The sequence below is a fragment of the Enterobacter cloacae complex sp. 277I4 genome, assembly GCF_050031465.1.
GTDB classification, from domain to species: Bacteria; Pseudomonadota; Gammaproteobacteria; order Enterobacterales; family Enterobacteriaceae; genus Enterobacter; species Enterobacter cloacae.
Map to the genome: position 1 here is coordinate 2,438,141 of NZ_JBLGWC010000001.1, position 25,888 is coordinate 2,464,028.

Genomic DNA, 25,888 nt, shown 5'->3' on the forward strand with positions numbered 1-25,888 from the left:
TCATCCTTATGAATAAAAAGAATAAGCCTGGAAGAGAACGGGGGAATTTACCTTAGGGTTAACCTGAAAAAGTAGCCCGATGACGGTCAGACCTTATTGCGCCTCAACTACTGGCACGAAAGTACTTACCCAACCAACTGATAATTAAAATAATAAAAATATATTTCTGCACAAACTTGGACAAATAACTCGAATTGTGTAAGTTTTAATTATGCGCTTACGCTACGTTGTTTACCGCCAGGATGTGACCCATGAACCTTTTGCCTGACGTCATCAGTCGGTTTGTTGATTACTACACCGCGCTGGATTCCCAGCCGCCCTCGGCGCTGGCGGGGCTTTACCATCCCGATGCCACGCTTATCGATCCGTTTGGTGAACATAACGGCCTGTTCGCCCTGCAGCGCTATTTCACCCATCTGCTGGCGAATGTCGAACACTGTCGTTTCACGCTTGATTCCCCTTTGATCGGCGAGCATCGCTTTGTTGTCACCTGGGCCATGCACTGGTCGCACCCGCGCATTGCCGGTGGCGAGCCTCTGGAACTGCCTGGCTGCTCCGTGGTGGACGTGGAAAAGGATCGGATTATTCGCCAGCGGGACTACTACGATGCCGGAGAGATGATCTACGAACATCTGCCTTTGCTTGGCTGGGCGGTTCGAGGCGTGAAGCGGAGGGTGAAATCATGATGACGGTCCTGATCACTGGCGCCAGTTCAGGCATTGGGGCGGGGCTGGCGCAATCTTTTGCCCGTGACGGTCACCATGTCATCGCCTGCGGGCGGGATCCGGCGCGTCTGGAAGCCCTGCATCAGCACAGTTCAAACATTACGGTACGCCTGTTCGATATGACAGACAGGGACGCCTGTCGCCAGGCGCTGACGGGCTGCGCGGCCGACCTGACGATCCTCTGTGCCGGAACCTGCGAATATCTGGAACATGGCGTGGTGGACGCCGCGCTGGTAGAGCGGGTGATGACCACTAACTTTCAGGGGCCTGTCAATTGCCTTGCCGCGCTGCAGCCGCAGCTTGTGGCCGGTAACCGCGTGGTGCTGGTGAGCTCTATGGCTCACTGGCTGACGTTTCCACGCGCTGAAGCGTACGGCGCATCCAAAGCCGCGCTCACCTGGTTTGCGCAGAGCCTGCGTCTCGACTGGGAGCCAAAAGGGATTGCAGTCACCGTGGTATCGCCCGGTTTTGTCGACACCCCGCTGACCCGCAAAAATGATTTCGCCATGCCGGGCAGGGTGAGCGTTGAAGAGGCGGTAAAAGCCATTCGCCGTGGCCTGGAAAAAGGGAAAAACCACATCGCGTTTCCAGCGGGATTTGGTCTGACGCTGCGGCTGCTTTCCGGGCTGCCAGCGTTCTTACAGCGTGCACTGCTGCGCAGGATGGTGCGCTCATGAAGATCGCCATTATCGGCAGCGGCATCGCCGGGCTGACCTGCGCCTGGCGCCTTGCCGGCCATCATGAGGTCACTCTGTTTGAAGCCGGTGCCACCCCCGGCGGCCATACCGCCACGGTTGACGTGCCGACGCCACAGGGTACCTACGCCATCGACACCGGTTTTATCGTCTACAACGACCGCACCTATCCACGCTTTATGGGGCTGCTTAGCGAGCTGGGCATCAGCGGGCAAAAAACGCAGATGAGCTTCTCGGTACACAATCCGCAGAGTGGGCTGGAGTACAACGGCCACACCCTGACGACGCTCTTTGCACAACGTCGTAATCTGGTGAACCCGGCGTTCTGGCGTCTGCTTGGGGAGATTGTCCGTTTTAACCGCCTGGCGAAACAGGCGCTGAAAGAGGACGTGGAGCCCGGCGCGACGCTGCAAACGTTCCTGGAACAGCATCGCTTTACGCCGTTCTTTGCGCGTCATTATATTCTCCCGATGGGGGCGGCCATCTGGTCGTCGTCGCTACAGGAGATGAAACGTTTTCCGCTGCCGCTCTTTTTACGCTTCTTTGAGAATCATGGTCTGCTGGATATCACTCAGCGCCCGCAGTGGTACGTGGTGCCCGGCGGCTCACGGGAGTATATCCGCGCTATTCTGGCACAGCTGGGTGACCGGCTCACGCTGCACCTCAACGCGCCGGTGCAGCGGGTAAGCCGTGATGCACAGGGGGGCACCCTCCATCTTGAAGAATCGAGCCACCGTTTTGATCAGGTGATTTTTGCCTGTCACTCAGCCCAGGCGCTGGCCATCCTCGACGCACCTTCCGCCGCTGAGCAGGAGGTGCTGGGCGATATTGGCTGGCAGCGTAATGAGGTGGTACTGCACAGCGATCCGCGCTGGCTGCCGGTGCGTCAGCGCGCCTGGGCCAGCTGGAACTACCGCCTGAGCGACCAGGATCAGGCCAGCGCCTGCGTAACGTACAACATGAATATCTTGCAGGGGCTGCCCGCCGGTAGCCCGCTGTTCTGCGTCACCTTAAACCCGGAAACGCCAGTGGACGAACGCTTCGTGCTGCGGCGCTTTGTGTATGAACATCCACTGTTTAACCCGCAAAGCTGGCGGGCACAGGCGCGCCGCAGCGAAATCAACGGTCACCAGCGGAGCTGGTTCTGCGGCGCGTACTGGTACAACGGCTTTCATGAAGATGGCGTGCGCAGCGCGCTGGACGTCGTCAATGCGATAACAGCCGGGGAGGGAAAACGATGAACAGTTGCCTCTATCACGGCGTATTACGCCACCGCCGTCTCCAGCCGAAAACGCATGAGTTCAGCTACGGCGTCTTTATGGCCTGGCTCGATCTCGACGAACTGGAGATGTTGCCCACCGTTGGCGTGCGGCGCAACCGGTTTGCCGCCGCATCGTTCCATGATGCGGATTATCCGCTGGGCTCGCCGCTTAAAGAGAACGTGCTGAATCGGCTGGAAAGCCTGACCGGCGAACGTCCTGAGGGGCGGGTGATGCTCCTGACGCAGCTGCGCTACTTCGGCTTTCATTTTAATCCCGTCAATTTTTACTACTGCTATGACCCGGCAGAGACGCTGCGCTGGGTGCTGGCCGAAGTGCGCAATACGCCCTGGAACGAACGACATTATTACGCCGTCAATGGTCAGCACGCCCAGCCCATGGAGAAAGCCTTTCACGTTTCTCCGTTTAACCCCATGGACATGATTTACCACTGGCGCTTCAACAACCCGGATAACACGCTGCATATGCACATTGAAAATCATCAGGCGTCAAAGGTATTTGATGCCACGCTGGCGCTTCGCCGCGCGCCGCTGACCCGCCCGGCACTGCGTGGACTGCTGCTGCGTATTCCGCTGATGACGCTCAAAACCGTTTTCGCGATTTACTGGCAGGCGCTGCGGCTGTGGCTTAAGCGCGTGCCTCTGTATAACCATCCTGTCAGCAGGAGTGAACGCTCATGACCGATCCTGTCTTTGCGCTTGAACCCGATATCCCGCGCAACGTTCGCGTCGCGCGCTGGCTGCTCTTTCGCGTGCTGAGCGGCCTTCGTGGCGGCTCGCTCACGCTGCGTGAAGGTGCGCAGACCTTTCATTTCGGTGAGCTGTCTGCCGCGCTGCATGCCGACGTTGAGATCCTCAGCCCGGGCGTCTACTGGCGCGTCCTGACCGGGGGCAGTCTGGCCGCGGCGGAAGCCTGGATGGACGGCGAATGGGAAACCACGCAGCTCACGCCGCTTCTGCAACTGCTTGCGCTAAACAACCAGGTACTGGGGCGGCTCGAAAACGGGTTCCGCCTGCTTGGCAGACCGCTGGAGCGGCTTCGCCACTGGACGCGGCGCAACTCCCGGGTGCAGGCGCGGGAAAACATTGCGGCGCATTACGATCTGGGTAACGCGTTTTATGCCCATTTTCTGGACAAGGAGTTGCTCTATTCCAGCGCGCTGTTTAGCGGGGAGGAGCAGGATCTTGGCGACGCGCAGCGGGCGAAAATGGCGCGTCTGTGCGAACAGCTGGCGCTGAACCCCAGCGATCATCTGCTGGAGATTGGCACCGGCTGGGGGGCGATGGCGGAATACGCGGCCCGTCACTACGGCTGCCGGGTGACCACTACCACGCTGTCGCAGGAGCAGTATCGCTGGGCGACAGAGCGGATTGCCCGGGCCGGTCTGCAGGACCGCGTTGAGGTGTTGCTCTGCGACTATCGCGATTTAACCGGCGAGTACGACAAGCTGGTGTCGATTGAGATGATTGAAGCCGTCGGGCAACGCTATCTGCCAACGTTCTTCCGCACCTGTCAGGCGCGTCTGCGTCCGGGTGGGCGCATGGCGATTCAGGCCATCACCATTCAGGATCAGCGGTATCGCGACTACAGCAAAAGCGTGGATTTTATTCAGCGGTATATCTTCCCCGGCGGCTTTTTGCCGAGCATAACGGCGATGAACGCGCTGATGACGCGCCACACCGATTTTGTGGTGCGCAACCTGTTTGATATGGGGCCGGACTACGCGCGCACGCTGGCGCACTGGCGTCAGCGTTTTCTCCATGCCTGGCAGGAGATTGAAAAACTGGGATTTGATGAGCGGTTTCGTCGGATGTGGCTCTATTACTTTGGCTACTGCGAAGCCGGGTTTAACGCCCGCACCATCAGCGTGGTGCAACTGACCGCCGAGCGCGTATGAAACGTTACGTGCAGGTTTTCGCCCTGGCTATCGCGTTCGATCTCTACTGGACGCTGGTGGTGCTGTTTCGCGAGCGTGGCCTGATTATCTGGTGCGTGCTGGCGATCTTCGCCTGCCTGATGTTGCCGCCTGCACACCGCGTTTATGCCATTCTGCTGGCACTCGCGGGCACTCTGCTGGATGCACTCTGGGCGCTGACGGGGCTGATCGCCTTCACCGGTGAATCGCTGATGCCCGTGTGGATGGTGGCGCTGTGGCTGATGTTTGCCACCGTCTGGACGCAGCTCACCCGCACCACAACGTTACCCGGCTGGATGCTGATGCTGCTGGCTTCCGTGGGCGGTCCGGTGGCGTATCTTATCGGTGAGCGGCTCGGTGCCATCGCCTTTCTGGAGCCAACCTTTATCGTCGTCAGCTGGATGGTGCCGGGCTGGCTGGTGCTGATGCTGTTTTACCACTTGCTGACAGGGAGGCAACAATGAGAGCCGCACTCCTGTTCCTCTGGCTCATCACCCTTACGCCTTTCGCCCAGGCAACCGACTGGCTTGGCTGGCGCAAGGTGGGGGATGCCACGCTGACCTGGGGGCCTTTCACCGTTTATACCTCCCAGTTGCGCACCCCTGAAGGGCGCTACACCGGCAAGATGCAGGATCAGGCGCTTATTATCACCTACGCGCGTGACATCGACAGTGAAGACCTGGTCGAGGCAACCCGCGACCAGTGGCGAGCACAGGGGGTTTTGCAGCAGGAACCGCAGAGCGAAGCCTGGCTGCGAATGCTTGCCTCGCTGTGGCCGGATGTCGGGCCGGGGGCGCAGCTGGCGTTCGTGCTTAACGATAAGCAAGGACAGTTCTGGTACCGCGCGCCTGCCGCATCGGGCACTTTCAGACCTCTGGGGCCATCTCAGTCGCAAGCGTTCAGCACCCGTTTTCTGGGGATCTGGCTTGATCCCCGCACGCAATACCCTGAGCTGCGTCAGCAGTTAATCGGAGGACAACAATGAAACGTTTTTTGATCATGGCGCTGGGTGTGACGATGTTGCTGGCAGGCTGCAGCACGGACGTGACGGAGTACCGCCAGCAGCAGCCGCGGCTTGATATATTCCACTATTTTCAGGGCAAAACGGAAGCGTGGGGGATGGTGCAGGATCGCAGCGGGAAGCAGCTCCGCCGCTTCCACGTGGAGATTGCCGGGGACGTGATTGGCGACACGCTGACGCTGAATGAACATTTTGTCTACGACGATGGCGAAAAACAGCAGCGGGTATGGCATATCCGCCGCGTGGCGACCGATCGTTATGAGGGCACGGCGGGCGATATTGACGGCGTGGCGACGGGGCAGGCGGCGGGCAATGCTTTCAACTGGCGGTACAGCATGAACGTGAAGGCCAACGGCAGCACCTGGCTGCTGCACTTCGACGACTGGATGTACCTGCAGGATGGCACACACCTGTTTAATAAAACCGAGATGAAGAAATTTGGCGTCACCGTCGCCACGGTGACGCTGTTCTTTACCCGCAAGGTGTAACGTTACTCGTGGGGAGGGGCGTTTTTACTGCCTGAGTAAATGAAAAACAGCGCAATACCCAGGCAGAGGACGGCGGCCAGTCGGCTCATCGAAAACGGAATGGCCGCATTGCCCAGCCAGCCAAAGTTATCAATCAGCATACTCATGGTGAGCTGACCAAAAATCACCGCGACCGTGGCAACGGCGGTGCCGATGCGCTGCACCGCCACGACCATGATCACAATGTACGGCACGCCAAACATTGCCCCGAGAAGCTGCCATTTCGGCACGTCCAGCAGGGTGACTGTCTGTTTTGGTTCAAAGAAAAAAATCAGCAAGGCGGTGACCAGCGCGCCAACGGAGAATGTCAGGAACGCGCTTTTGAATACGCCCACGCGGCTGCCGAGTTGCCCGTTGATCGCCGCCTGAATGCTCAGCGTTGCGCCGCCGCACACGGCCAGAATAATCATCATCAGTGTCATCGTGTTATCCCTGTGCGACCAGAATCAGTGCCGCAATAATAAAACCCAGCGCGACGACTCGTTTCGCGTTGATCTTCCTGTGCGGTGTGCCCAGCAGACCGTAATGGTCGATCAGCAGGCTTTTAAAAACCTGCCCCGCCAGAATGCCAATCATCGTCAGGGCGATGCCGATGGCCGGGGTGGCGAGGGTCAGGATCACCACGTAAACCGGGCCAAGTACCCCGCCGAGCAACTGCCAGCCAGGCTGGGCAAAAAACGACGGGCTGTTGCGCGGGCTGAAGAACAGCATCAGCAGAAACGTCAGCGCGGCGCCGACGCCAAAAATGCTGAACGTGGCCCATAAATCACCGACTTTTCCACCCAGCGGCCCCAGCAGGCCAGCCTCTACGGAAAGCCCCATCCCCCCGGCAATCACCAGTAAAATCAAAACAAGCTGCATTGTTATTCCTCCGTTTTGCAGGCGGAGAAGATTACGTCGGTGTGGTCATGAGAAAAATGCCATAATGCAGGAAACACCTTTGCAGGATATGCACGAATGTACGACGCCGGGAGCATGAACCTCCGTTCGCTGAAGATTTTTATCGCGGTTTTTGAAGCCGAAAATTTTTCCGTGGTCGCGCGCCGCGAGGGCCTTTCCGCCTCGCAGGTTTCGCGCATTATCCACCAGCTTGAGGACGCACTCGGCCAGCAGCTTTTTTACCGCAATACCCGGGCGGTGATCCCCACAGAAAGTGGTCATCTGTTTATCCGCTATGCCAGGGAGATGATGACGAGTTTTGAGGAGGCTCGTCGGGAGCTGGATGCACGTTCAACGGAGCCTTCCGGCACGATCCGCATTAATGCACCGGTCTTTTTCGGCCAGCGGCACATTGCGCCAGGGCTGCCTGGTCTGACGGCGCGCTATCCGCGGCTGAATATCGAGCTGACGCTGACCGATGATTTTATCGACCCGCACAAGAATGCCGCCGACGTGATCTTTCGCATCGGCGTGCTGACGGACTCCACCTTTCACGCGCGCATTTTTGGTCAGCAGCGCTACCATCTGGCCGCCTCGCCGGACTATCTGCGACAGCACGGCGCGCCGCAAGGGCCGGACGATCTGGCGCATCATAAATGCCTGGTCTACCGTGGTTCGTCGGGGCCTAACCGCTGGCTGTTGCGCGGTGCGGGGGAGGAGTGGGTGCACTACCCGGTGATGCCATTAATGACGTCAAATAATGCGGAATCGCTGCTTGCTGCCGCGCTGGGCGGGATGGGAATTGTGCTGTTTCCGGACTGGCTGATTGGCGACCGCGTGCAGCAGGGCGAACTGGTCGCACTCCTGCCAGGGCTGGAGTGCGCCATTCATACGGAGCCCCTGAATATTGCGGCGATCTACCCGAACGCGCGGCATCCGCCCCTTAACGTCAGGGCGGTGATTGATCATTACGTCGGGTGTTTCGGTACGCCGCTCTACTGGCAAACGCAGGGCAGGTGATTACGCGCCAAGCTCGTTGCGGATAATCGCGGCTCCGGCGCTCAGCGCCTTCAGCTTACCGTTGGCAACCTGACGGGAAAGCGGCGCCATACCGCAGTTGGTTGACGGGTAAAGTTTGTCGGCATCGACAAACTGCAGCGCTTTACGCAGGGTGTCAGCCACTTCTTCCGCGGTTTCAATGGTGTTGGTTGCCACGTCGATGGCGCCTACCATCACTTTTTTGCCGCGGATCAGTTCCAGCAGATCCATCGGCACGCGGGAGTTGTGACACTCCAGCGAGATGATGTCGATATTCGATGTCTGAAGCTTAGGAAACGCCTCTTCATACTGGCGCCATTCTGAGCCAAGGGTCTTTTTCCAGTCGGTATTGGCCTTGATGCCGTATCCGTAACAGATGTGCACCGCTGTTTCGCATTTCAGCCCTTCAATGGCACGCTCCAGCGCCGCAATCCCCCAGTCGTTGACCTCATCAAAAAAGACATTAAATGCCGGCTCATCAAACTGAATGATATCGACACCTGCGGCCTCTAACTCTCTTGCCTCCTGATTGAGGATTTTAGCGAACTCCCAGGCCAGCTTTTCGCGGCTTTTATAGTGCGCGTCGTAAAGAGTGTCGATCATGGTCATTGGCCCCGGCAGGGCCCACTTGATTGGCTTATCCGTGAGCTGGCGTAAGTATTTTGCGTCGTCCACGAACACCGGTTTTTGACGCGCCACGGCGCTGACCACCGTCGGTACGCTCGCATCGTAGCGGTTACGAATGCGCACGGTCTGACGGTTTTCAAAATCCACGCCGCTGAGGTGTTCAATAAAGGTGGTCACAAAGTGCTGGCGCGTCTGTTCGCCATCGCTGACGATATCAATCCCCGCGCGGATCTGCTCATCAAGCGATAAACGCAGCGCATCCTGCTTACCGGCCAGTAACTCCTGATCCTGTAATTTCCACGGTGACCACAGCGTTTCTGGTTGTGCAAGCCAGGTTGGCTTAGGCAGGCTGCCAGCGGTTGACGTCGGGAGCAATGTTTTCATATGTATAACCCTTTTAAATTCGATTAATTAACGCGCGTAGTTATCAGACCACTGCTCGAGTACGTGTTTGTAAGGCTTGATAAATTGTTCTTCCGTGAATTTACCCTGCTCAATGGCCAGCTGGCTGCGTTCGACACGGTCGTAAACAATTTTGGTTAATGAGTGATCCTGCTGATTCAGATCGGGGCGATAGCAGTGTCCTGCCGCCGAGTTAGCGTTATAAATTTCCGGGCGATAGATCTTCTGAAACGTCTCCATCGTGCTGATGGTGGCGATCAGTTCAAGATTGGTGTAATCACTGAGCAAATCGCCGGTGAAGAAGAAGGCAAACGGCGCCACGCTGTTTTCAGGCATGAAATAGCGTACCTTCAGGCCCATTTTCGCGAAGTACTGCTCCGTCAATGACTCGCCATCCGGCGTGTACTCAATGCCCAGCACCGGGTGCTGGTTACCCGTGCGACGATAAGTGTCTTTGCTGGACACGCTCAGGCAAATCACCGGTGCTTTTTTGAAATTCTCACGGTATTCCGGCGAATTAACAAAATGGCGGAAGATATTGCCGTGCAAGACACCAAACTTCTCCGGAATGGTGAAATGGGGCTGGTTTTTATTATGCTCCAGCAGCAGGACGCTGAAATCGTAATCGCGTACGTAAGAGGAGAAGTTATTGCCGACAATACCGTCGATGCGTTCGTTGGTTTTTTTATCGACGATTGTGGTTTGCAATATTTCAATGGCCGGGAAGGTTTTCTCCGCACCAATATTCAGATCCACAGAGACGATCTCAAGCTCGACCGCGTAACGATCGGCATTGGGGTTATCCCAGCGCGCCAGGGCGTTAAAGCGGTTATTGATCATCACCAGAGTATTACGCAGGTTCTCCTGACGCTTTTCCCCGCGGGCGAGGTTGGCAAAGTTGGTGGTCGTACGCGTATTCTCTGACGGGTTATAATTTTCATCGAAGCAACTGCGCTTAAGGGTAAATGTAAAAGCTTTACTCATCTTGGTTATGCATCCTAAGTTCATGTTGCCAGGAAGTTATCAATGCATAATTTATGCCTGACGCGGTGGCGCAGGGGAAGTGACTTAATTTCACAGCAACATGAGCGAACTTCATGAACTGCTCAGTTCCAGTTATACTGCCCAAAATTTCCAACCGGTTTAAACACACTCATGACAAAACTCACCTTACAAGAGCAGATGCTGAAAGCGGGCTTAGTCTCCAGCAAGAAAATGGCCAAAGTTCAGCGCACGGCCAAGAAATCCCGCGTGCAGGCGCGTGAGGCCAGAGAGGCGGTAGAAGAGAACAAAAAAGCGCAGCTTGAGCGTGACAAACAGTTGAGCGAGCAGCAAAAACAGGCCGTGCTCGCCAAAGAGTTTAAGGCGCAGGTGAAGCAGTTGATTGAGATGAACCGCATCACGGTGGTAAAAGGCAACATCACCTTTAACTTCACCGACGGCAATCTGATCAAAAAAATCGAGGTGGATAAGGCAACCCAGACCCAGTTGATTAACGGTCGTCTGGCCATCGCACGTCTGGTGATTAACGCTAATGGCGACTGCGAATACGCCATTATCCCGGCGGTGGTGGCGGATAAAATTGCCCAGCGCGATGCCGACAGTATTGTGTTAAACAGCGCCCTGAGTCAGGAAGAGCAGGATGAAGACGATCCGTATGCCGATTTCAAAATCCCTGACGATTTGATGTGGTAATACGGCTCAGAACGGTGCGGCGTGACGGGCGTTAACCGGCTCGCCGCTCACCGGATGAATAAAATTCAACTGACTGGCATGCAGCATCAGCCTCGGCGTTGTTCCGCTGCCAGGCCATGCCCGTCCCCCATATAAATCGCAGCCCAAAATCGGGTGGCCCAGCAGCTGACAGTGAATGCGCAACTGGTGGGTTCGCCCCGTTTCTGGCGTCAGTTCTACCCGCGTGAGCGGCATCGCCGCGTTTTGATGCAGGCGTTCCATCACCCGATAGCGGGAACGGGCGGGTTTGCCGTTAACGGCACAGATCGACATCAGCGGAAACAGCGCCGGATCTTTGGCAATCGGCGCATCAATCACCCCTTCATCGTTTTCCAGGTGGCCGCAAAGCAGGGCGCTGTAGACTTTTTCCACGCTGCGCTGGCTAAACTGCTGGCACAGCGCGGCGTTGATCGCCTTATTACGTGCAATCACCATCAGGCCGGACGTGCCAAAATCCAGGCGATGCACCAGCGTGCAGCCAGGTAAGCTTTGAACCAGACGATAGTGCACCGAATCGAGATTTTGCGGATTTTTACCTGAGAGGCTAAGCAGACCGGAAGGTTTATTGATCAGCAGCAGATGTTCATCCTGCCAGAGGATCTCAATGTCGTCATGACACGGTGGGGCAATAAAAGAATCAATAATCGCAGACATCAGGCCGCCCGGCTGGAGAGTGGGAGCGGATGATAACGAAATGCGGGAGAAAAGAAAAACCCTCTCACCGGGCGGTGAGAGGGGGAAATCTTAGGCAGCCACCAGGCTGTCGATCGCGGCTTTCGCGTCGGTCTGTGCTTTGGTCGCCACTTCAGGACCGTAAGCGATACCTTCTGCAAACACGAAGTTCACGTCGGTGATCCCGATGAAGCCCAGGAACAGGCTCATGTACGGCGCAACCAGGTCGGTTGGGGTATCTTTATGAATACCGCCACGGCTGGTCAGCACGATGGCACGCTTGCCTTTCACCAGACCTTCCGGGCCATTTTCGGTGTAACGGAAGGTAACACCAGCGCGAGCCACCAGGTCGAAGTAGTTCTTCAGTTGGGTTGGGATGTTGAAGTTGTACATTGGGGCGTTGATCACGATAACGTCGTGCGCCTGCAGTTCAGCAATCAGCTCATCAGAGAGCGCCAGGGCTTCCTGCTGGCGTGGGCTCAGCGGTGCATCGCTTGGACGCAGCGCGCCAACCAGCTCGCCATCCAGCACAGGAATTGGGTTTGCAGCCAGGTCACGCACGGTGATTTGGTCTGCGGAATGGTGTTCACGCCACTGTTCAACGAAGTAATCAGACAGCTGACCAGACTGAGAGTACCCTGCCAGAATACTGGATTTCAAAACTAATACTTTGCTCATGGGTGATTCCTGTTTTGCATTTGATTGAAGGGGGTTGCCCCGTTGCTTGTTGACACTTTATTCACAATCCTGCCACAGAGATAGCGCAATATATCGAAGCCTATGTTCGAATTTTTTGAATAAGGCGTGGAAAGCGCTGATGTGGTACTCTATAGCAATCATTACAAAGAGATTTTATCCGGCAGTGCACTGCCCGTTAATGCTATGACAGAACAACAAAAATTGACCTTCCCGATGCTCCTGCAACAGCTTGATTCACTGATGCTGCGCGATAAACAGCGCTTTGCTCGCCGCTTGCACGGGGTGAAGAAGGTTAAAAATCCTGATGCACAACAGGCCATTTTCCAGGAGATGGCGAAAGAGATTGAACAGGCGGCAGGGAAAGTTGTGCTGCGCGAAGCGGCTCGTCCGGCAATTACCTATCCGGAAAATCTGCCCGTCAGTCAGAAGAAGCAGGAGATCCTCAACGCCGTGCGCGACCACCAGGTGGTGATCGTGGCGGGGGAGACCGGCTCGGGGAAAACCACACAGTTGCCGAAAATCTGTATGGAGCTCGGCCGCGGGGTGAAGGGCCTGATTGGTCATACCCAGCCGCGTCGTCTGGCGGCGCGTACTGTGGCGAACCGTATTGCCGAGGAGCTGCAAACGGAGCCGGGCGGCTGCATCGGTTATAAGGTGCGTTTCAGCGACCATGTGAGCGATAACACCATGGTCAAGCTGATGACCGACGGTATCCTGCTGGCGGAAATTCAGCAGGATCGTCTGCTGATGCAGTACGACACCATCATTATTGATGAGGCGCACGAGCGCAGTCTGAACATCGACTTCCTGCTCGGCTACCTTAAAGAGCTACTGCCGCGTCGCCCGGATCTGAAAATTATCATCACCTCCGCGACCATCGACCCGGAGCGTTTCTCAAAACATTTCAATAACGCACCGATTATTGAAGTCTCCGGCCGTACCTATCCGGTAGAAGTGCGCTATCGCCCGATCGTGGAGGAGGCGGAGGATACCGAGCGCGACCAGTTGCAGGCTATTTTCGATGCCGTTGACGAACTGGGCAATGAGAGCGCGGGCGACATTCTGATCTTTATGAGCGGCGAGCGTGAGATCCGCGATACCGCCGACGCGCTCAGTAAGCGCGATCTGCGCCACACGGAAATTTTGCCGCTTTACGCACGTCTCTCCAACAGTGAACAGAACCGCGTGTTCCAGCCACACAGCGGGCGCCGCATCGTGCTGGCGACCAACGTGGCGGAAACCTCGCTGACCGTACCGGGCATCAAGTATGTGATAGATCCGGGTACGGCGCGTATCAGCCGCTACAGCTACCGCACCAAGGTACAGCGTCTGCCGATTGAGCCGGTTTCACAGGCGTCGGCCAACCAGCGTAAAGGGCGCTGTGGACGTGTGTCGGAGGGGATCTGTATTCGTCTCTATTCAGAAGACGATTTCCTCTCCCGCCCGGAGTTTACCGACCCGGAGATCCTGCGTACCAACCTGGCTTCCGTCATCCTGCAGATGACCGCGCTGGGGTTGGGCGATATCGCTGCTTTCCCGTTTGTCGAAGCGCCGGACAAACGCAATATTCAGGACGGCGTACGCCTGCTGGAAGAGCTGGGGGCGATCACCACTGACGAGCAGGCCACCGCGTATAAACTGACGCCGCTGGGACGGCAGCTCAGCCAGTTGCCGGTGGACCCGCGTCTGGCGCGCATGGTGCTGGAAGCGCAAAAACACGGCTGCGTGCGTGAGGCGATGATCATCACCTCGGCGCTCTCAATACAGGATCCGCGCGAGCGGCCAATGGACAAACAGCAGGCGTCGGATGAAAAACACCGTCGCTTCCACGACAAAGAGTCGGATTTCCTTGCCTTCGTGAACCTGTGGAACTACCTCGGCGAGCAGCAGAAAGCGCTGTCATCTAACCAGTTCCGCCGTCAGTGCCGTGTGGATTTCCTCAACTACCTGCGCGTGCGCGAGTGGCAGGATATCTACACCCAACTGCGCCAGGTGGTGAAAGAGCTCGGTATTCCGGTGAACAGTGAACCGGCGGAGTACCGAGAGATTCACATCGCATTGCTGACCGGACTGCTGTCCCATATCGGCATGAAGGATGCCGAAAAGCAGGAGTATACCGGTGCGCGCAACGCCCGTTTCTCCATCTTCCCCGGCTCCGGGTTGTTCAAGAAACCACCCAAGTGGACCATGGTTGCTGAACTGGTGGAAACCAGCCGTCTGTGGGGGCGTATTGCCGCGCGTATCGATCCGGAATGGGTAGAGCCGGTGGCGCAACACCTGCTGAAACGCTCATACAGTGAACCGCACTGGGAGCGCGCGCAGGGGGCGGTGATGGCAACCGAAAAAGTGACCGTCTACGGCCTGCCGGTGGTGGCCGCGCGTAAGGTCAACTACAGCCAGATTGACCCGGCGCTGTGCCGCGAGCTGTTTATCCGCCACGCGCTGGTGGAGGGCGACTGGCAGACGCGTCACGCCTTCTTCCGTGAAAACCTCAAGCTGCGTGCTGAAGTGGAAGAGCTGGAGCACAAATCCCGTCGTCGCGACATTCTGGTGGATGACGAGACGCTGTTCGAATTTTACGACCAGCGCATCAGCCACGATGTCATTTCCGCCCGCCACTTTGACAGCTGGTGGAAGAAGGCCAGCAAAGAGACGCCGGACCTGCTCAACTTTGAAAAGAGCATGCTGATTAAAGAAGGAGCGGAGTCGGTCAGTAAGCTCGACTACCCGAACTTCTGGCATCAGGGCAACCTTAAGCTGCGGCTGACCTATCAGTTTGAGCCGGGAACGGACGCGGATGGTGTCACCGTTCATATCCCGCTGCCACTGCTAAACCAGGTGGATGAGAGTGGATTTGAGTGGCAAATTCCCGGCCTGCGCCGCGAACTGGTGATTGCGCTGATCAAATCGCTGCCGAAACCGGTGCGGCGTAACTTTGTTCCGGCCCCTAACTACGCCGAAGCGTTTTTAGGCCGCGTCACGCCGCTGGAGATGCCGCTGCTGGATGCGCTGGAGCGTGAGTTCCGCCGCATGACCGGCACCACGATCGACCGCGAAGACTGGAACTGGGATCAGGTGCCCGATCACCTGAAAATCACCTTCCGCGTGGTGGACGATAAAAACAAGAAGCTGCAGGAAGGCCGTTCGCTCATCGCGCTGAAAGAGGCGCTGAAAGGCAAAGTGCAGGAGACCTTGTCCGCGGTGGCGGATGATGGGATTGAGCAGAGCGGGCTGCACATCTGGAGTTTTGGTCAGCTCCCGGAAAGCTACGAGCAAAAACGCGGCAACTACAAAGTGAAGGCCTGGCCTGCGCTGGTGGATGAGCGCGACAGCGTGGCGATCAAGCTGTTTGATAACCCGCAGGAACAGCAGCAGATGATGTGGCGCGGGCTGCGCCGCCTGCTGCTGCTCAACATCCCGTCGCCGATCAAGTATCTGCACGAGAAGCTGCCGAACAAAGCCAAGCTGGGGCTGTACTTTAACCCGTACGGCAAAGTGCTGGATCTGATCGACGACTGCATCTCATGCGGCGTGGACAAGCTGATCCACGAGGCGGGCGGTCCGGTCTGGTCAGAAGAGGGCTTTGCTCAGCTTCATGAAAAGGTACGCGCGGAGCTGAACGACACCGTGGTGGATATTGCCAAACAGGTCGAGCAGATCCTCACCACCGTGTTCAATATCAACAAACGCCTGAAAGGGCGCGTGGATATGACCATGGCGCTGGGGCTGTCGGATGTCAAAGCGCAGATGGCGGGCCTGGTGTACCGGGGCTTTGTCACCGGCAATGGCTTCAACCGTCTCGGCGACACGCTGCGTTACCTGCAGGCGATTGAAAAACGGCTGGAGAAAATGGCCATCGATCCGCATCGTGACCGTGCCCAGATGCTGAAAGTTGAAAACGTGCAGCAGGCGTGGCAGCAGTGGTTGAACAAACTGCCACCGGCACGTCGTGACGATGAAGACGTTCAGGCGATCCGCTGGATGATCGAAGAGTTACGCGTCAGCTTCTTTGCCCAGCAGCTCGGTACGCCGTATCCGATTTCGGATAAACGTATTTTGCAGGCGATGGAGCAGATTTCGGCTTAACACCCTGTTTTCTCCCTCTCCCGGTGGGAGAGGGCCGGGGTGAGGGCATCAGGCCGTACAATTTTCACCCGTTCACAATAGCCAGCGTAAACCCATCCCACCCCTTAACCCCGACCGTTTGCAGCGCGGTGGTGGTTAAGCGCGGATTGTCCCCCATCATCTCGATAAACCGGCGAACACCCTGCACGCGCGGGTCGTCGCTTTGGCCGTTAATCACTTCGCCATCGCGCACCACGTTATCGCCGATAATCACCGTGCCGGGGCGGGAGTAGTGCAGCGCCCATTCGAGGTAGCCGGGATTGTTTGGCTTATCAGCATCAATAAAGATCAGGTCGAACGGCGGAACGTCGCCAAAATTTTCCAGAGAAGTCAGCGCCGGGCCTTCGATGAGTTCAATGCGTTGGTTGAGACCGGCAAGTTGAATATTCTGCCGCGCCACGCGGGCATGCGTGGAATCGGCCTCAAGCGTAATCAGCTTTCCGTCCGGCGGCAGGGCGCGCGCCATCCAGATTGAACTGTAAGCACCCAGCGTTCCGATCTCCAGAACGCGCCGCGCCTGCGTCATGCGCACGAACAGTGCCAGCAGCTGCCCCTGATTGGCCGCAACATCGTGTTCGGGGAGTCCGGCGCGCTGGTTGTTTTCCAGTACCTTGCTCAGTACCTCATCTTCAGGAATAAGCGACGAAATCATGAAATTATCAACTGCAGACCACTGTTGTTGCATAAATTGTCTCCTGAGGGGGAATCGCCGGGTGGCGGCTGCGCCTTACCCGGCCTGTGTGACGAAATCCAGGCCCGTTAAGCGCCTTCAGACATTGACCCAACCGCCGCCCAGCGCTTTATACAAATCAATCTGCGCCAGCAGCAGGTTATTTTTCACCTGCACCACGTTGGTTTGCACCGAGTAAAGTGTACGCTGTGCGTCGAGCACATCCAGATAAGATGAATAGCCGTTGCGATAGCGGTTCTGCGCAATGCGCAGCGTCTCCTGGGCTACCTCCTGCTGGGCCAGCAGTTCGCTAAGTTGTTCCTGATAACGCGTGATGGCGTCAAGGCTGTTGTTCACTTCGGCAAACGCGTTGCGCACGGTTTTCTCATAGGCGTACAGCGCCTGATTACGCTGCGACTGGGAGATATCCACCTGCGCATTCAATGCCTGGCGGTTCAGCACCGGGGCGAGAATACTGCCGCCTGCGCTCCAGAGCTGTAACGGGTTGTCCAGCAGTCCGGAAAGGGTGTGATCCTGAATCGATCCGGTCGCTGTCAGGTTGATCGACGGCAGCAGGCTGGCGCGCGAGGCGGCAAGGCTGGCATCGGCCGCAATGAGCTGACGCTCCGCCTGAACGATGTCAGGTCGTCGGTTAAGCAACGATGACGGCAGCTGTGAAGGCAGCCTGAGCGGGGTAAGCATGCTGAAGCTTTCACTGCGCGCCACCTCGCCCGGGTTACTGCCCAGCAGCAGACTCAGGGCATTCTCTTGCTGCGCGATCTGATGCTGCAGCAGCGGCACCTGCGCCCGGGTGGCCCGCAGCTCAGAGTCAGACTGCATCAGCTCCAGGCGCGAACTGTAGCCCGTTTCAAACTGCCGTTTAGCAAGATTAAATGCCTCTTCGCGTGATTTCAGCGTGGACTCGGTGACGCGAAGCTGTTCGTCAAGCGAGAGCAGAGTGACATACCCGGAGGCCACCGACGAGGCGACAGTTAAATCTGCGGCAGCGGCGGCGGCTTTTTGCGCCTCCAGCGAGGCCTGCGCGGCATTGGCCGTGCTGCGGTTGACGCCCCAGATATCCACATCATAGCTGGCGGTGAGGCTGCCTTTGTACAGCGTACTGTATACCGGTAACCCCGTGGCGGCCGATTGCATCCGGGCGCGGGTGCCGGTTACGCCCGCATCCAGCGACGGAAACAGGCTGCCGTCAGCGGCATAGACTCTTGCCTGATACTCATTGATCCGTTCGCGGGCGATCAGCACGTCGCTGTTATTTTTCAGCGCCTGATCCACGTAGCGGTTGAGATTGTTGTCGTGAAAATTTCGCCACCAGAGTTGTTCTGGCGCGCTGGCAGGGCCGGATGCCGCCCGCCACTGGGCAGGAATATGCAGTGACGGTTGGGCAGGTTTTACATCCACCGACTGGCATCCGGCAAGCAGAACGGCAACCAGCAGGCTGGCTAGCGGGCGAAGGGTCATTGCTTCGCCTCCCGCGTATCAATGGTCACCTGTACCGACATGCCAGGACGTAGCAGTGCTGACTCTTCAGGTTTACCCAGCACTTCGATACGCACCGGAATACGCTGGGCGATTTTGACAAAGTTCCCGGTGGCGTTATCCGGCGTGATGGCGCTGAATTCGACGCCGGTCGCCGGGGAGATGCTCTCCACGCGGCCCTGATAGGCTTTGTTATTGAGCGCATCGACGGTAAATTTCACCGGCTGGCCCACGCGCAGCTCCGCGAGCTGGGTCTCTTTAATATTGGCGATCACCCAGTGCTGCGGCGGCACCAGGGTGGTGAGATGCGTCCCGGCCGTCACATACGCGCCCAGACGCACCGCGATCTGCCCCAGCTGGCCGTCACGCGGCGCCACAATGCGGGTGTTTTGCAGGTCGATTTGCGCCAGCTCCAGCGCCGCTTTGGCGTTTTCCACATCCGCCTCCAGCGCACCGCGATTCACAATCACCGTCTGCAGATCCTGGCGCGACATCTCAAGCGTCGCTTTGGCCTGCTCAATATCGGCGCTGCCCTGGGCCGCGCTGGCCAGCGCCGCGTCGCGTTCGCGGATGGAGAGCGATCCGTCAGCCGTCAGGTCTTTCACCCGCTTTAAATCCGCCTGGGTTTTCAGACTCTGGGCGCGGGCATTTTTCAGCGCGGCGTCATTTTTTGCGATGACGGCTTCCGCGCTTTTACGCTGCTGGAGGTTGTTATTCAGGGCGGCAATTTTCATCGCCAGCTGCGCCTCGGCCTGATGTACCCGCTGGCGATAGATCCGGTCATCGATCTGCAGCAGAAGCTCGCCTTTTTTAACCTGCGCGAAATCCTGTACCTTCACTTCGGTGATATAGCCATTTACCTGCGGGCTGATGAACGTGGTCTGGCCGCGCACGTAAGCGTTATCGGTAAACTGCGCGTGGCGGGTGAACGGCGGGAGCTGCCACGCGTAAAGGATCACCAGCACGCCGACAATACCGATGGCAGCGGCGGTGAAAACGGAAACAATGCGCACATTTTTGCGGGTGTTGGCCTGCTCTTTGGCGGCATCCTGCTGACTCATAAACTCTCCAGAAATATTTCAATTATTTGTTGCCGGTGGCGTTCTTAAGCGCCATACGGGCAGTGATGCGCAGGCGCAGCAAGCGCCATAAAATCCAGACCAGCGTGGCCGCGGCAATACTCGCGGTCAGTAAATAGGTGTCGTTGTAAGCCAGAATGTTTGCCTCAAGCGCGGTCACCGTCTGCAACTGGGTGATCGCCTGCGTGCCCAACAGGGCGCTGTCGCCAATCAGGCTTTTGTACATCTGGGTATAAAGCTGAATCCGCTCGTTAACCAGCGGATTGAGCGTGGTGAGCTGGTCCGCCAGCAGGCTGGAGTGATACTTTTCGCGCCAGGTCTGGAAGGTACCGAGAATAGCCGAGCCCAGCAGGCCGCCGAGGTTCTGGCTCATGCCGAACATTACCGAGAAGCTCACCAGATTACGCGGGTCGGCGATGACGCCGCCAATGGCGGCCAGCATCGCGGGGGAGAGGAAGAAGGCACTGCCAAAGCCCAGCAGGAACTGGCTGAGCATCAGTTGATCCGGGCGCGTCAGGTTGTTGGACTGGCTGTCCAGCAGCGAGGCGACAATCATCAGCACCAGGGAGGTGATAATCGGCCATGCCAGTTTGGTCGGCTTAATGGTCAGACAGCTGGTGACGATCCCGCAGACGATCCCGGCAAATATGGACCACGCCAGGTGCGTCATCTGCTCGTTCTGTAACCCCACGTACTGCAGCCAGCCGATGACGCCGGTGTTTTGCTCGGCCAGCACGATGCGGATCAGCAGCATAATCAACCCAAGGCGCACAATACTGCCGCTCGACAGCCAGCGGGTGTTCAGCAGCGGGTTACTGCGGTTATGTTCGAACACGATGGCGGAAACAATCAGCACCAGCGAGAGCGCCAGCGACCAGCCGATCCACGGCGCTTCAAACCACCAGTCCAGACGGCCCAGCGACAGCACCGCGCACAGCAGCGCCATACCCGGTGCCAGTAAAAAGAAGGTGATAAAGTCTTTTTTCTCAAAGACCTTACGCCGATCGCCCGGCGGCAGTTTCAGCGCAATCACGCACGCCAGCGAGATGAGGGCCAGCCCCAGCTCGAAGAAATAGAGCCCGCGCCACTCATCAAGCTGCAACAGCTCGGTTGAAAAGAGTCGCGCCAGCGGAATGGCCAGTGACGAGCCGGTGATGCCAATGGTCAACGCCTTCAGGCGGTGTTTCGCCGGCCAGGCCTGGATCTGGTAATAAATCCCCAGCGAGCTGAGCGCGGCGGCCACCATCCCGTGCGCGGCGCGCACCATCAGCGCCGAGCTAAGATCGTTGACAAACAGGTGGAAAAAAGTGACCAGCACATACAGCACCAGAAAACCTTCGGTGAAGGCGCGCAGACCGTACTGCTGGCGGAATTTCACCAGCAGCAGGTTAATGGAGATATTGGTCATTACATAGACCGCCGGTAGCCAGGCGATCTCGGTTGACCAGGCGCCGAAAGTGCCCTGCAAATTTTGCAGGTTGGCGGTGACCACCGCATTCCCCAGGGCGCCCGTCAGGCAAACCAGCAGACCGACAACGCCATAGGCAATCCGCTTTGGCGTGCTGTGCTCCGGCGTGGAGGGGGAACCCAGCAGGGCGGGTTTCTCGTGTGGCTGCCACTCGCGAGGAGCATAAGGGTCGCGTTCGGGCAGGCGCATAACGTCGTTTACCTTTGATAAAATGGAAGAATTAACAGGCTGGCGATTCTACGTCTGCCATAAAACATAATACAAGTGAATATGATTTACGCATGTTAATCAAATGTTGAACTGAAGGTTTTAGGAAAAAGAGCGGCCTTATCTCTGGCACTTTAGGAATCAACGCCTGTTTTGACGCGACAAGTGCGGTACGCTAATCCAAATGCTGTAAGGAGGTTACGATGATACCGACAATTTTTCCCTGTTTGCCCGGCAGCACGCTCAGTGCCGTAAACACGGTTGGGCAGTGGCTGGCGCAGGATGACCTGCAACCGGGTCAGTCCGTGGATATGGTGATTCTGGCAGGTAATGCCGTCATTCCAACCATCGAAGCTGCCTGTCGTCTGGCGGCGGAGCAGGGGGTGCCCATGATCATTAGCGGAGGCATCGGACACTCCACCACTTTTCTCTATGCCGCAATTGCGAAACATCCGCGCTATCACACCATTCCCACCACGGGCCGGGCAGAGGCGGCTATCCTGGCGGATATCGCCCGTCAATTCTGGCAGATCCCGGCCGACCGGGTGTGGGTGGAAGATCAATCGACGAACTGCGGGGAGAACGCCCGCTTTAGCCGCGAATTAATGAAGCACCATCAATTTGCCCCTGAAAGGGTGCTGGTGGTGCAGGATCCAACCATGCAGCGCCGTACCATGGCAACGTTCGCCCGCGTGTGTCGGGACGAACCCGTATCGCCGGAATGGGTGAGCCACGCGGGCTTTACGCCCGTCCTGCAAAACGGCGACGATGGGCTGGAGTTCAGCGATTCCGGAGAAGGGCTATGGCCGGTGGAACGCTATTTGTCGCTGGTGTTGGGGGAACTGCCGCGCCTTCGCGACGATGTTAACGGTTACGGTCCGGCAGGACGCGATTTTATTGCCCACGTGGAGATACCTGATGAGATTGCGGCGGCATGGAATATCTTACGCAACGATGTCATTTTGACCGATGCGCTGGTAAGCCGATCCCTGTTGTGAATGTGGACGCAAAAAAATACCGGGCCAACGTTTGCCGCTGACCCGGTATTGAACAAAGCGCGAAAAATTACAGATAAACCAGCGTCATGGTGTTCTGGCCGTCCAGTGGGGTATCGTCGGTAATGGCCAGGGTGGAGGTATCCCAAATCACCAGGTTGGTCACGAAATTAAAGTTAGCCGTGGTGATAGCCAATGGGGTGGTGGTGCCGGTTTCAGCAAAGGCGATGGTCTGGAAAGTATCGCTGCGTGGAATACCGGAATATTTCCAGCTTGTTGCGGACCAGTCGTGGTTATGCCCAATAGGGTCTACAGTTTTACCGTCTGCGGTGGTACCGGTCATCCACATGCCGTAGTTACCGATCTTTTTCCCGTCGTTCGTGAAACCAACGCCATAAGTATAATATTTATTTGTAATATTCTTATTCTTACCAATATCAACAGGAAGTTGTGCGTTGCTGTCGCTGCGATTATCGGTGATAGTGAAACCTATTTTGGTTGGCGCAGAGCAATTTATGGTCACAGGTATCTGTTTCTGACCGAGTTGATTATGTGAGTTTTCGGATAACTCACCGAGACGAATAAAGCCGTAATCGATAACACCGCCGTTACCCAGCTCAGCAGTACATGCTGCGTTGGTTAATGTACCTTTAACCTTAATAACAGCAGTTCCGGCTGCAAAAGCTGATGTGGTGCTCAACGCGATGGCTGTAGCCAGAATGATTTTTTTCATCCTTGATTTTTCCTTTTCATGAATATAAGACATGCGGGAATGATAAGTGAACGCAGCGATGGCGTTCCCATTCACCTGGCGGAAATAATATTGAGTATTGAGTTTTTGGTATATTTATTAAAGTTGAATTTATTTTGTAGAAAAACTAAAGATATGCGAAAGCGACAAATAAAAGAAGGCTTTTTATTTGTTGTGTGAATATAACGGGGAAAAGTACCGGTTCAGGGTTACGCTGAACCGGTATAAGCAAATTATATGATTAGAGATATACCAGGGTCATCGTCGCCTGACCGTCGAGAGGAGTATCGTCGGTAATCGCCAGCGCAGTAGTGTCACGAATCGTCAGATTAGTAACAAAGTTAAAGTTAGCTGTGGTGATAGCCAACGGTGCGGTGGTCCCTGTATCAGCAAAGGCGACGGTCTGGAACGCATCACTACGCGGAATACCGCTTTTTTTCCAGATATCAGGATTCCAGTCGTGGTTGTTGACAATCGGGTCTACGACTTTGCCATCTGCCGTGACATCCGTCATCCACATGCCGTAGTCACCAATATTTACGCCTTCGGACGTGGTACCCACGCCGTAAGTATAATATTTCACCGACTGGTTTAAGTTTTTACCGATATCAACCGGCAGTCGCGCGTTGCTGTCGCTACGGTTATCAAGAATGGTAAAGCCCACTTTGGTTGGCGAAGAACAGGTAATGGTGACAGGTACCTGTTTTTGTCCCAAATTATTATTTTCCAGTGCAGAAAGTTCTCCGAGGCGAATATAGCCGTAATCAATGACCCCGCCGTTGCCGATAGAAGGCGTACACGCCGCATTGGTCAACGTTCCGTGTACTTTTAATACAGCGGTAGGTTCTGCGAAAGCTGATGCGCTGGCCAGTGCAATTAATGAAGCCAAAATAACTTTTTTCATTGTTGTTCCTTAACAATTTCATAGGGGGTATTTGTTTTGACAGACCGCTTGCCTGTCTTGTGATTTATATTATTGGGAGTGTTTATGAAATTAAAGCAAGCATATTTAAAACTTCATTTTAGAAGTTCTAATGATAATTAACGTGTGATTCAAAAATTTCGTGAATAATTTTATTCTGGAAAACAGATGATGAAGAGTAAGCCATGCGGTAAGGGAGAGCGACGGATGGTATGACCACCCGTCAGCGTTATTAAAGTGCGGCGTATTTATCAAGCGTGCGCACCAGCTGCGTCACAAAGCCATACTCGTTGTCATACCAGGCGACGGCTTTCACCAGTTGCAGTTCGCCCGCCTCGGTCACTTCGGTTTGCGTGGCGTCAAACACCGAGCCAAAGTGCGAGCCAATGACATCTGACGACACAATCTCTTCATCGGTATAGCCAAAGGATTTATTCCCCTGTGTCGCTTTTTTCAGTGCGGCATTCACCTCTTCAACGGTGACCTTTTTGCCCAGAATGGCGACCAGTTCCGTTACCGAGCCGGTTTTCACCGGTACGCGCTGGGCATGACCTTTCAGTTTGCCGCTGAGGGCCGGGATCACCAGGCCAATCGCTTTGGCAGCACCCGTGGTGTGGGGAATGATGTTCTCCGCCGCCGCGCGTGAGGCGCGCAGATCTTTCCCGCGCGGACCATCCACCAGCGCCTGGGTACCGGTGTAGGCGTGAATGGTGGTCATGGTGCCCACTTTAATCTCAAAAGCATCGTGCAGGGCTTTTGCCAGCGGGGCGAGGCAGTTGGTGGTGCAGGAGGCGACAGAGATAATGGTATCACTGGCGTCAATGGTGTCATCGTTAACGTTAAACACAATGGTTTTCATCTCACCCGCTGGCGCGGAGATCAGGACCTTTTTGGCGCCAGCATCCAGATGCGCTCTGGATTTTTCTTCCGACGTATAAAAACCGGTGCATTCCACGACGATATCCACCCCAGCGGCTTTCCACGGGATATGTCTGGCCTCTTTCTCGGCGTACACCGCGATGGTTTTACCGTCCACAATCAGCGCGTCTTCGGTGAAATCCACGCTCCATGGGAAGCCGCCGTAGTTAGAATCATGCCGGAGCAGATAGGCCAGTACCTTGGGAGAGGTGAGGTCGTTGATGGCGACGACGGTGTTGCTGTCCTGGGTTTCAAGAAGGCGACGAAGTACCAGGCGTCCAATGCGTCCAAATCCGTTAATGCCAATTTTACTCATGGTTTTCTCCTGTAAACGTGTCGATGCGACAGTTTGAACTTATCCAGGCTTAGACCATGAGGGGCGGGGCAGCAATTGAAGATGCTTCATGCCCCGGGAAGTATTTGAAAATCCATACAGAAAAGTTAATGAATTTTTAAGGAAAGGTCGTTATGTTGGCGCGGTAACTGTTTTTTATCGGAAAATCACATGCGCACTAAATATACAGGCCTGCAAATCGGCATTCACTGGCTGGTGTTTCTGTTAGTTATCGTCGCCTACTGCGCCATGGAGTTCAGAGGCTTCTTTCCGCGTACCGACCGACCGCTGATCAATATGATCCACGTCTCCTGCGGGATCGCTATCCTGGTTTTGATGGTGACACGTCTGCTGGTGCGCCTGAAGTTCCGCGCGCCGCCGATTGAGCCGAAACCGAAAGCGATGATCACGGGCCTTTCGCATCTGGGGCATCTGGTGATTTATCTGCTGTTTATTGCTTTGCCGCTGATTGGCCTGGTGATGATGTATAACCGTGGAAACGACTGGTTTGCCTTTGGCATCGCCATGCCGCACGCGGCGGAATCTAACTTTGATCTGGCTGATGGGCTAAAAGAGTGGCACGAGACGCTGGCGAACCTTGGCTATTTTGTCATTGGCCTGCACGCAGCGGCGGCGCTGATGCATCACTATTTCTGGAAAGATAATACGCTGCTGCGCATGATGCCGAAAAAGCGGCAATAGCCCTCA

Annotated in this window: 26 protein-coding genes; 13 read left to right on the forward strand and 13 right to left on the reverse strand. The window is 56.3% G+C overall.

From position 1 onward, the window contains the following. Positions 1 to 251: 251 nt before the first annotated feature. The 8 genes from ACQG19_RS12000 to ACQG19_RS12035 are packed head-to-tail and all read left to right on the forward strand — an operon-like array spanning position 252 to position 6,124. Positions 252 to 686: a nuclear transport factor 2 family protein gene (locus tag ACQG19_RS12000; RefSeq protein WP_062729573.1), complete on the forward strand. Its 435-nt coding sequence runs from the start codon at positions 252 to 254 to the stop codon at positions 684 to 686. Next, positions 683 to 1,402: an SDR family NAD(P)-dependent oxidoreductase gene (locus ACQG19_RS12005; protein ID WP_020688135.1), complete on the forward strand. Its 720-nt coding sequence runs from the start codon at positions 683 to 685 to the stop codon at positions 1,400 to 1,402. The genes ACQG19_RS12000 and ACQG19_RS12005 overlap by 4 nt, the downstream gene beginning before the upstream one ends. Continuing rightward, complete coding sequence (locus tag ACQG19_RS12010; protein WP_246931842.1) at positions 1,399 to 2,661, forward strand: NAD(P)/FAD-dependent oxidoreductase; 1,263 nt, start codon at positions 1,399 to 1,401, stop codon at positions 2,659 to 2,661. The genes ACQG19_RS12005 and ACQG19_RS12010 overlap by 4 nt, the downstream gene beginning before the upstream one ends. Beyond that, positions 2,658 to 3,380, forward strand: a complete 723-nt coding sequence (locus tag ACQG19_RS12015; RefSeq protein ID WP_063252063.1) for a DUF1365 domain-containing protein — start codon at positions 2,658 to 2,660, stop codon at positions 3,378 to 3,380. The genes ACQG19_RS12010 and ACQG19_RS12015 overlap by 4 nt, the downstream gene beginning before the upstream one ends. Beyond that, positions 3,377 to 4,597 (forward strand): SAM-dependent methyltransferase, encoded by a 1,221-nt coding sequence (locus tag ACQG19_RS12020; protein WP_062729570.1) that lies wholly within the window; start codon positions 3,377 to 3,379, stop codon positions 4,595 to 4,597. Before ACQG19_RS12015 ends, ACQG19_RS12020 begins: the two co-directional genes overlap by 4 nt. Next, positions 4,594 to 5,079: a DUF2878 domain-containing protein gene (locus ACQG19_RS12025; protein ID WP_013096716.1), complete on the forward strand. Its 486-nt coding sequence runs from the start codon at positions 4,594 to 4,596 to the stop codon at positions 5,077 to 5,079. Before ACQG19_RS12020 ends, ACQG19_RS12025 begins: the two co-directional genes overlap by 4 nt. Next, entirely contained in the window at positions 5,076 to 5,600 is a 525-nt protein-coding gene (locus ACQG19_RS12030; RefSeq protein ID WP_246931840.1) for a hypothetical protein, read from the forward strand. The genes ACQG19_RS12025 and ACQG19_RS12030 overlap by 4 nt, the downstream gene beginning before the upstream one ends. Then, a complete protein-coding gene (locus tag ACQG19_RS12035; RefSeq protein WP_013096714.1) occupies positions 5,597 to 6,124 on the forward strand; it encodes a DUF3833 domain-containing protein in 528 nt (175 codons plus the stop codon). The genes ACQG19_RS12030 and ACQG19_RS12035 overlap by 4 nt, the downstream gene beginning before the upstream one ends. A gap of 2 nt (positions 6,125 to 6,126) precedes the next feature. Here ACQG19_RS12035 and ACQG19_RS12040 read toward each other — a convergent pair whose 3' ends face one another. Together ACQG19_RS12040 and ACQG19_RS12045 are read right to left on the reverse strand one after the other, a co-directional pair. Continuing rightward, entirely contained in the window at positions 6,127 to 6,585 is a 459-nt protein-coding gene (locus ACQG19_RS12040; RefSeq protein ID WP_038419356.1) for a DMT family transporter, read from the reverse strand. 4 nt (positions 6,586 to 6,589) lie between these two features. Next, positions 6,590 to 7,024, reverse strand: coding sequence for a DMT family transporter (locus tag ACQG19_RS12045; RefSeq protein ID WP_058660712.1), 435 nt, complete (start codon positions 7,022 to 7,024; stop codon positions 6,590 to 6,592). Positions 7,025 to 7,120: 96 nt separating this feature from the next. Here ACQG19_RS12045 and ACQG19_RS12050 point away from each other — a divergent pair, with 96 nt between their 5' ends. Continuing rightward, on the forward strand, positions 7,121 to 8,062 hold the full coding sequence (locus ACQG19_RS12050) for a LysR family transcriptional regulator (protein WP_038419357.1): 942 nt from the start codon (positions 7,121 to 7,123) through the stop codon (positions 8,060 to 8,062). Here the strand turns inward: ACQG19_RS12050 and ACQG19_RS12055 are convergent, their stop codons facing one another. Together ACQG19_RS12055 and ACQG19_RS12060 are read right to left on the reverse strand one after the other, a co-directional pair. Further along, complete coding sequence (locus ACQG19_RS12055) at positions 8,063 to 9,091, reverse strand: methionine synthase (RefSeq protein WP_045295212.1); 1,029 nt, start codon at positions 9,089 to 9,091, stop codon at positions 8,063 to 8,065. 27 nt (positions 9,092 to 9,118) lie between these two features. Continuing rightward, positions 9,119 to 10,093 (reverse strand): DUF1852 domain-containing protein, encoded by a 975-nt coding sequence (locus tag ACQG19_RS12060; RefSeq protein WP_013096709.1) that lies wholly within the window; start codon positions 10,091 to 10,093, stop codon positions 9,119 to 9,121. A gap of 171 nt (positions 10,094 to 10,264) precedes the next feature. Between ACQG19_RS12060 and ACQG19_RS12065 the strand changes: the two genes are divergently transcribed. Beyond that, complete coding sequence (locus tag ACQG19_RS12065; RefSeq protein ID WP_246931837.1) at positions 10,265 to 10,804, forward strand: DUF2058 domain-containing protein; 540 nt, start codon at positions 10,265 to 10,267, stop codon at positions 10,802 to 10,804. A gap of 6 nt (positions 10,805 to 10,810) precedes the next feature. Here the strand turns inward: ACQG19_RS12065 and ACQG19_RS12070 are convergent, their stop codons facing one another. Next, positions 10,811 to 11,497 (reverse strand): RluA family pseudouridine synthase, encoded by a 687-nt coding sequence (locus ACQG19_RS12070; protein ID WP_139937328.1) that lies wholly within the window; start codon positions 11,495 to 11,497, stop codon positions 10,811 to 10,813. Positions 11,498 to 11,587: 90 nt separating this feature from the next. Further along, complete coding sequence (gene azoR / locus ACQG19_RS12075) at positions 11,588 to 12,193, reverse strand: FMN-dependent NADH-azoreductase (protein WP_013096706.1); 606 nt, start codon at positions 12,191 to 12,193, stop codon at positions 11,588 to 11,590. Positions 12,194 to 12,397: 204 nt separating this feature from the next. On the opposite strand from azoR, the gene hrpA reads away from it, so the two are divergent. After that, positions 12,398 to 16,300: an ATP-dependent RNA helicase HrpA gene (gene hrpA / locus ACQG19_RS12080; protein WP_246931835.1), complete on the forward strand. Its 3,903-nt coding sequence runs from the start codon at positions 12,398 to 12,400 to the stop codon at positions 16,298 to 16,300. Positions 16,301 to 16,364: 64 nt separating this feature from the next. Here the strand turns inward: hrpA and ACQG19_RS12085 are convergent, their stop codons facing one another. The 4 genes from ACQG19_RS12085 to ACQG19_RS12100 form a co-directional block, all read right to left on the reverse strand. Continuing rightward, positions 16,365 to 17,024, reverse strand: a complete 660-nt coding sequence (locus tag ACQG19_RS12085) for an O-methyltransferase (RefSeq protein WP_246931832.1) — start codon at positions 17,022 to 17,024, stop codon at positions 16,365 to 16,367. 84 nt (positions 17,025 to 17,108) lie between these two features. Next, on the reverse strand, positions 17,109 to 18,488 hold the full coding sequence (locus ACQG19_RS12090; RefSeq protein WP_246931829.1) for an efflux transporter outer membrane subunit: 1,380 nt from the start codon (positions 18,486 to 18,488) through the stop codon (positions 17,109 to 17,111). Next, positions 18,485 to 19,567 (reverse strand): HlyD family secretion protein, encoded by a 1,083-nt coding sequence (locus ACQG19_RS12095; RefSeq protein WP_013096702.1) that lies wholly within the window; start codon positions 19,565 to 19,567, stop codon positions 18,485 to 18,487. The genes ACQG19_RS12090 and ACQG19_RS12095 overlap by 4 nt, the downstream gene beginning before the upstream one ends. Before the next feature lie 22 nt (positions 19,568 to 19,589). After that, complete coding sequence (locus tag ACQG19_RS12100; RefSeq protein ID WP_129251650.1) at positions 19,590 to 21,242, reverse strand: MFS transporter; 1,653 nt, start codon at positions 21,240 to 21,242, stop codon at positions 19,590 to 19,592. A gap of 221 nt (positions 21,243 to 21,463) precedes the next feature. Here ACQG19_RS12100 and ACQG19_RS12105 point away from each other — a divergent pair, with 221 nt between their 5' ends. Next, complete coding sequence (locus ACQG19_RS12105) at positions 21,464 to 22,258, forward strand: YdcF family protein (protein WP_040023884.1); 795 nt, start codon at positions 21,464 to 21,466, stop codon at positions 22,256 to 22,258. Positions 22,259 to 22,325: 67 nt separating this feature from the next. On the opposite strand, the gene ACQG19_RS12110 is transcribed toward ACQG19_RS12105, so the two are convergent. From ACQG19_RS12110 to gap, 3 genes are all read right to left on the reverse strand, one after another. Next, positions 22,326 to 22,988 carry a DUF1120 domain-containing protein gene (locus ACQG19_RS12110; protein WP_013096699.1) on the reverse strand — a complete coding sequence of 221 codons (663 nt, stop codon included), beginning with the start codon at positions 22,986 to 22,988 and terminating at the stop codon, positions 22,326 to 22,328. A 259-nt stretch (positions 22,989 to 23,247) separates the two neighbouring features. Beyond that, on the reverse strand, positions 23,248 to 23,910 hold the full coding sequence (locus ACQG19_RS12115; RefSeq protein WP_013096697.1) for a DUF1120 domain-containing protein: 663 nt from the start codon (positions 23,908 to 23,910) through the stop codon (positions 23,248 to 23,250). A gap of 250 nt (positions 23,911 to 24,160) precedes the next feature. Then, the gene (gene gap, locus ACQG19_RS12120) at positions 24,161 to 25,162 is read right to left on the reverse strand and encodes a type I glyceraldehyde-3-phosphate dehydrogenase (protein ID WP_013096696.1); all 1,002 of its coding nucleotides are present in this window, start codon (positions 25,160 to 25,162) and stop codon (positions 24,161 to 24,163) included. 189 nt (positions 25,163 to 25,351) lie between these two features. Here gap and cybB point away from each other — a divergent pair, with 189 nt between their 5' ends. Further along, entirely contained in the window at positions 25,352 to 25,882 is a 531-nt protein-coding gene (gene cybB, locus ACQG19_RS12125) for a cytochrome b561 (RefSeq protein WP_013096695.1), read from the forward strand. The last annotated feature ends 6 nt before the right edge of the window (positions 25,883 to 25,888 follow it).

Excerpts from the sequence above, each read along its gene's own strand:
- ACQG19_RS12070 (WP_139937328.1), bottom strand. The coding sequence starts at position 11,497 with ATGTCTGCGATTATTGATTCTTTTATTGCCCCACCGTGTCATGACGAC.
- ACQG19_RS12035 (WP_013096714.1), top strand. The coding sequence starts at position 5,597 with ATGAAACGTTTTTTGATCATGGCGCTGGGTGTGACGATGTTGCTGGCA.
- ACQG19_RS12000 (WP_062729573.1), top strand. The coding sequence starts at position 252 with ATGAACCTTTTGCCTGACGTCATCAGTCGGTTTGTTGATTACTACACC.
- ACQG19_RS12115 (WP_013096697.1), bottom strand. The coding sequence starts at position 23,910 with ATGAAAAAAGTTATTTTGGCTTCATTAATTGCACTGGCCAGCGCATCA.
- ACQG19_RS12045 (WP_058660712.1), bottom strand. The coding sequence starts at position 7,024 with ATGCAGCTTGTTTTGATTTTACTGGTGATTGCCGGGGGGATGGGGCTT.
- ACQG19_RS12005 (WP_020688135.1), top strand. The coding sequence starts at position 683 with ATGATGACGGTCCTGATCACTGGCGCCAGTTCAGGCATTGGGGCGGGG.
- ACQG19_RS12095 (WP_013096702.1), bottom strand. The coding sequence starts at position 19,567 with ATGAGTCAGCAGGATGCCGCCAAAGAGCAGGCCAACACCCGCAAAAAT.
- hrpA (WP_246931835.1), top strand. The coding sequence starts at position 12,398 with ATGACAGAACAACAAAAATTGACCTTCCCGATGCTCCTGCAACAGCTT.
- cybB (WP_013096695.1), top strand. The coding sequence starts at position 25,352 with ATGCGCACTAAATATACAGGCCTGCAAATCGGCATTCACTGGCTGGTG.
- ACQG19_RS12025 (WP_013096716.1), top strand. The coding sequence starts at position 4,594 with ATGAAACGTTACGTGCAGGTTTTCGCCCTGGCTATCGCGTTCGATCTC.
- ACQG19_RS12055 (WP_045295212.1), bottom strand. The coding sequence starts at position 9,091 with ATGAAAACATTGCTCCCGACGTCAACCGCTGGCAGCCTGCCTAAGCCA.
- ACQG19_RS12010 (WP_246931842.1), top strand. The coding sequence starts at position 1,399 with ATGAAGATCGCCATTATCGGCAGCGGCATCGCCGGGCTGACCTGCGCC.
- ACQG19_RS12015 (WP_063252063.1), top strand. The coding sequence starts at position 2,658 with ATGAACAGTTGCCTCTATCACGGCGTATTACGCCACCGCCGTCTCCAG.
- ACQG19_RS12040 (WP_038419356.1), bottom strand. The coding sequence starts at position 6,585 with ATGACACTGATGATGATTATTCTGGCCGTGTGCGGCGGCGCAACGCTG.
- ACQG19_RS12110 (WP_013096699.1), bottom strand. The coding sequence starts at position 22,988 with ATGAAAAAAATCATTCTGGCTACAGCCATCGCGTTGAGCACCACATCA.
- gap (WP_013096696.1), bottom strand. The coding sequence starts at position 25,162 with ATGAGTAAAATTGGCATTAACGGATTTGGACGCATTGGACGCCTGGTA.
- azoR (WP_013096706.1), bottom strand. The coding sequence starts at position 12,193 with ATGAGCAAAGTATTAGTTTTGAAATCCAGTATTCTGGCAGGGTACTCT.
- ACQG19_RS12085 (WP_246931832.1), bottom strand. The coding sequence starts at position 17,024 with ATGCAACAACAGTGGTCTGCAGTTGATAATTTCATGATTTCGTCGCTT.
- ACQG19_RS12065 (WP_246931837.1), top strand. The coding sequence starts at position 10,265 with ATGACAAAACTCACCTTACAAGAGCAGATGCTGAAAGCGGGCTTAGTC.
- ACQG19_RS12090 (WP_246931829.1), bottom strand. The coding sequence starts at position 18,488 with ATGACCCTTCGCCCGCTAGCCAGCCTGCTGGTTGCCGTTCTGCTTGCC.
- ACQG19_RS12060 (WP_013096709.1), bottom strand. The coding sequence starts at position 10,093 with ATGAGTAAAGCTTTTACATTTACCCTTAAGCGCAGTTGCTTCGATGAA.
- ACQG19_RS12020 (WP_062729570.1), top strand. The coding sequence starts at position 3,377 with ATGACCGATCCTGTCTTTGCGCTTGAACCCGATATCCCGCGCAACGTT.
- ACQG19_RS12030 (WP_246931840.1), top strand. The coding sequence starts at position 5,076 with ATGAGAGCCGCACTCCTGTTCCTCTGGCTCATCACCCTTACGCCTTTC.
- ACQG19_RS12100 (WP_129251650.1), bottom strand. The coding sequence starts at position 21,242 with ATGCGCCTGCCCGAACGCGACCCTTATGCTCCTCGCGAGTGGCAGCCA.
- ACQG19_RS12050 (WP_038419357.1), top strand. The coding sequence starts at position 7,121 with ATGTACGACGCCGGGAGCATGAACCTCCGTTCGCTGAAGATTTTTATC.
- ACQG19_RS12105 (WP_040023884.1), top strand. The coding sequence starts at position 21,464 with ATGATACCGACAATTTTTCCCTGTTTGCCCGGCAGCACGCTCAGTGCC.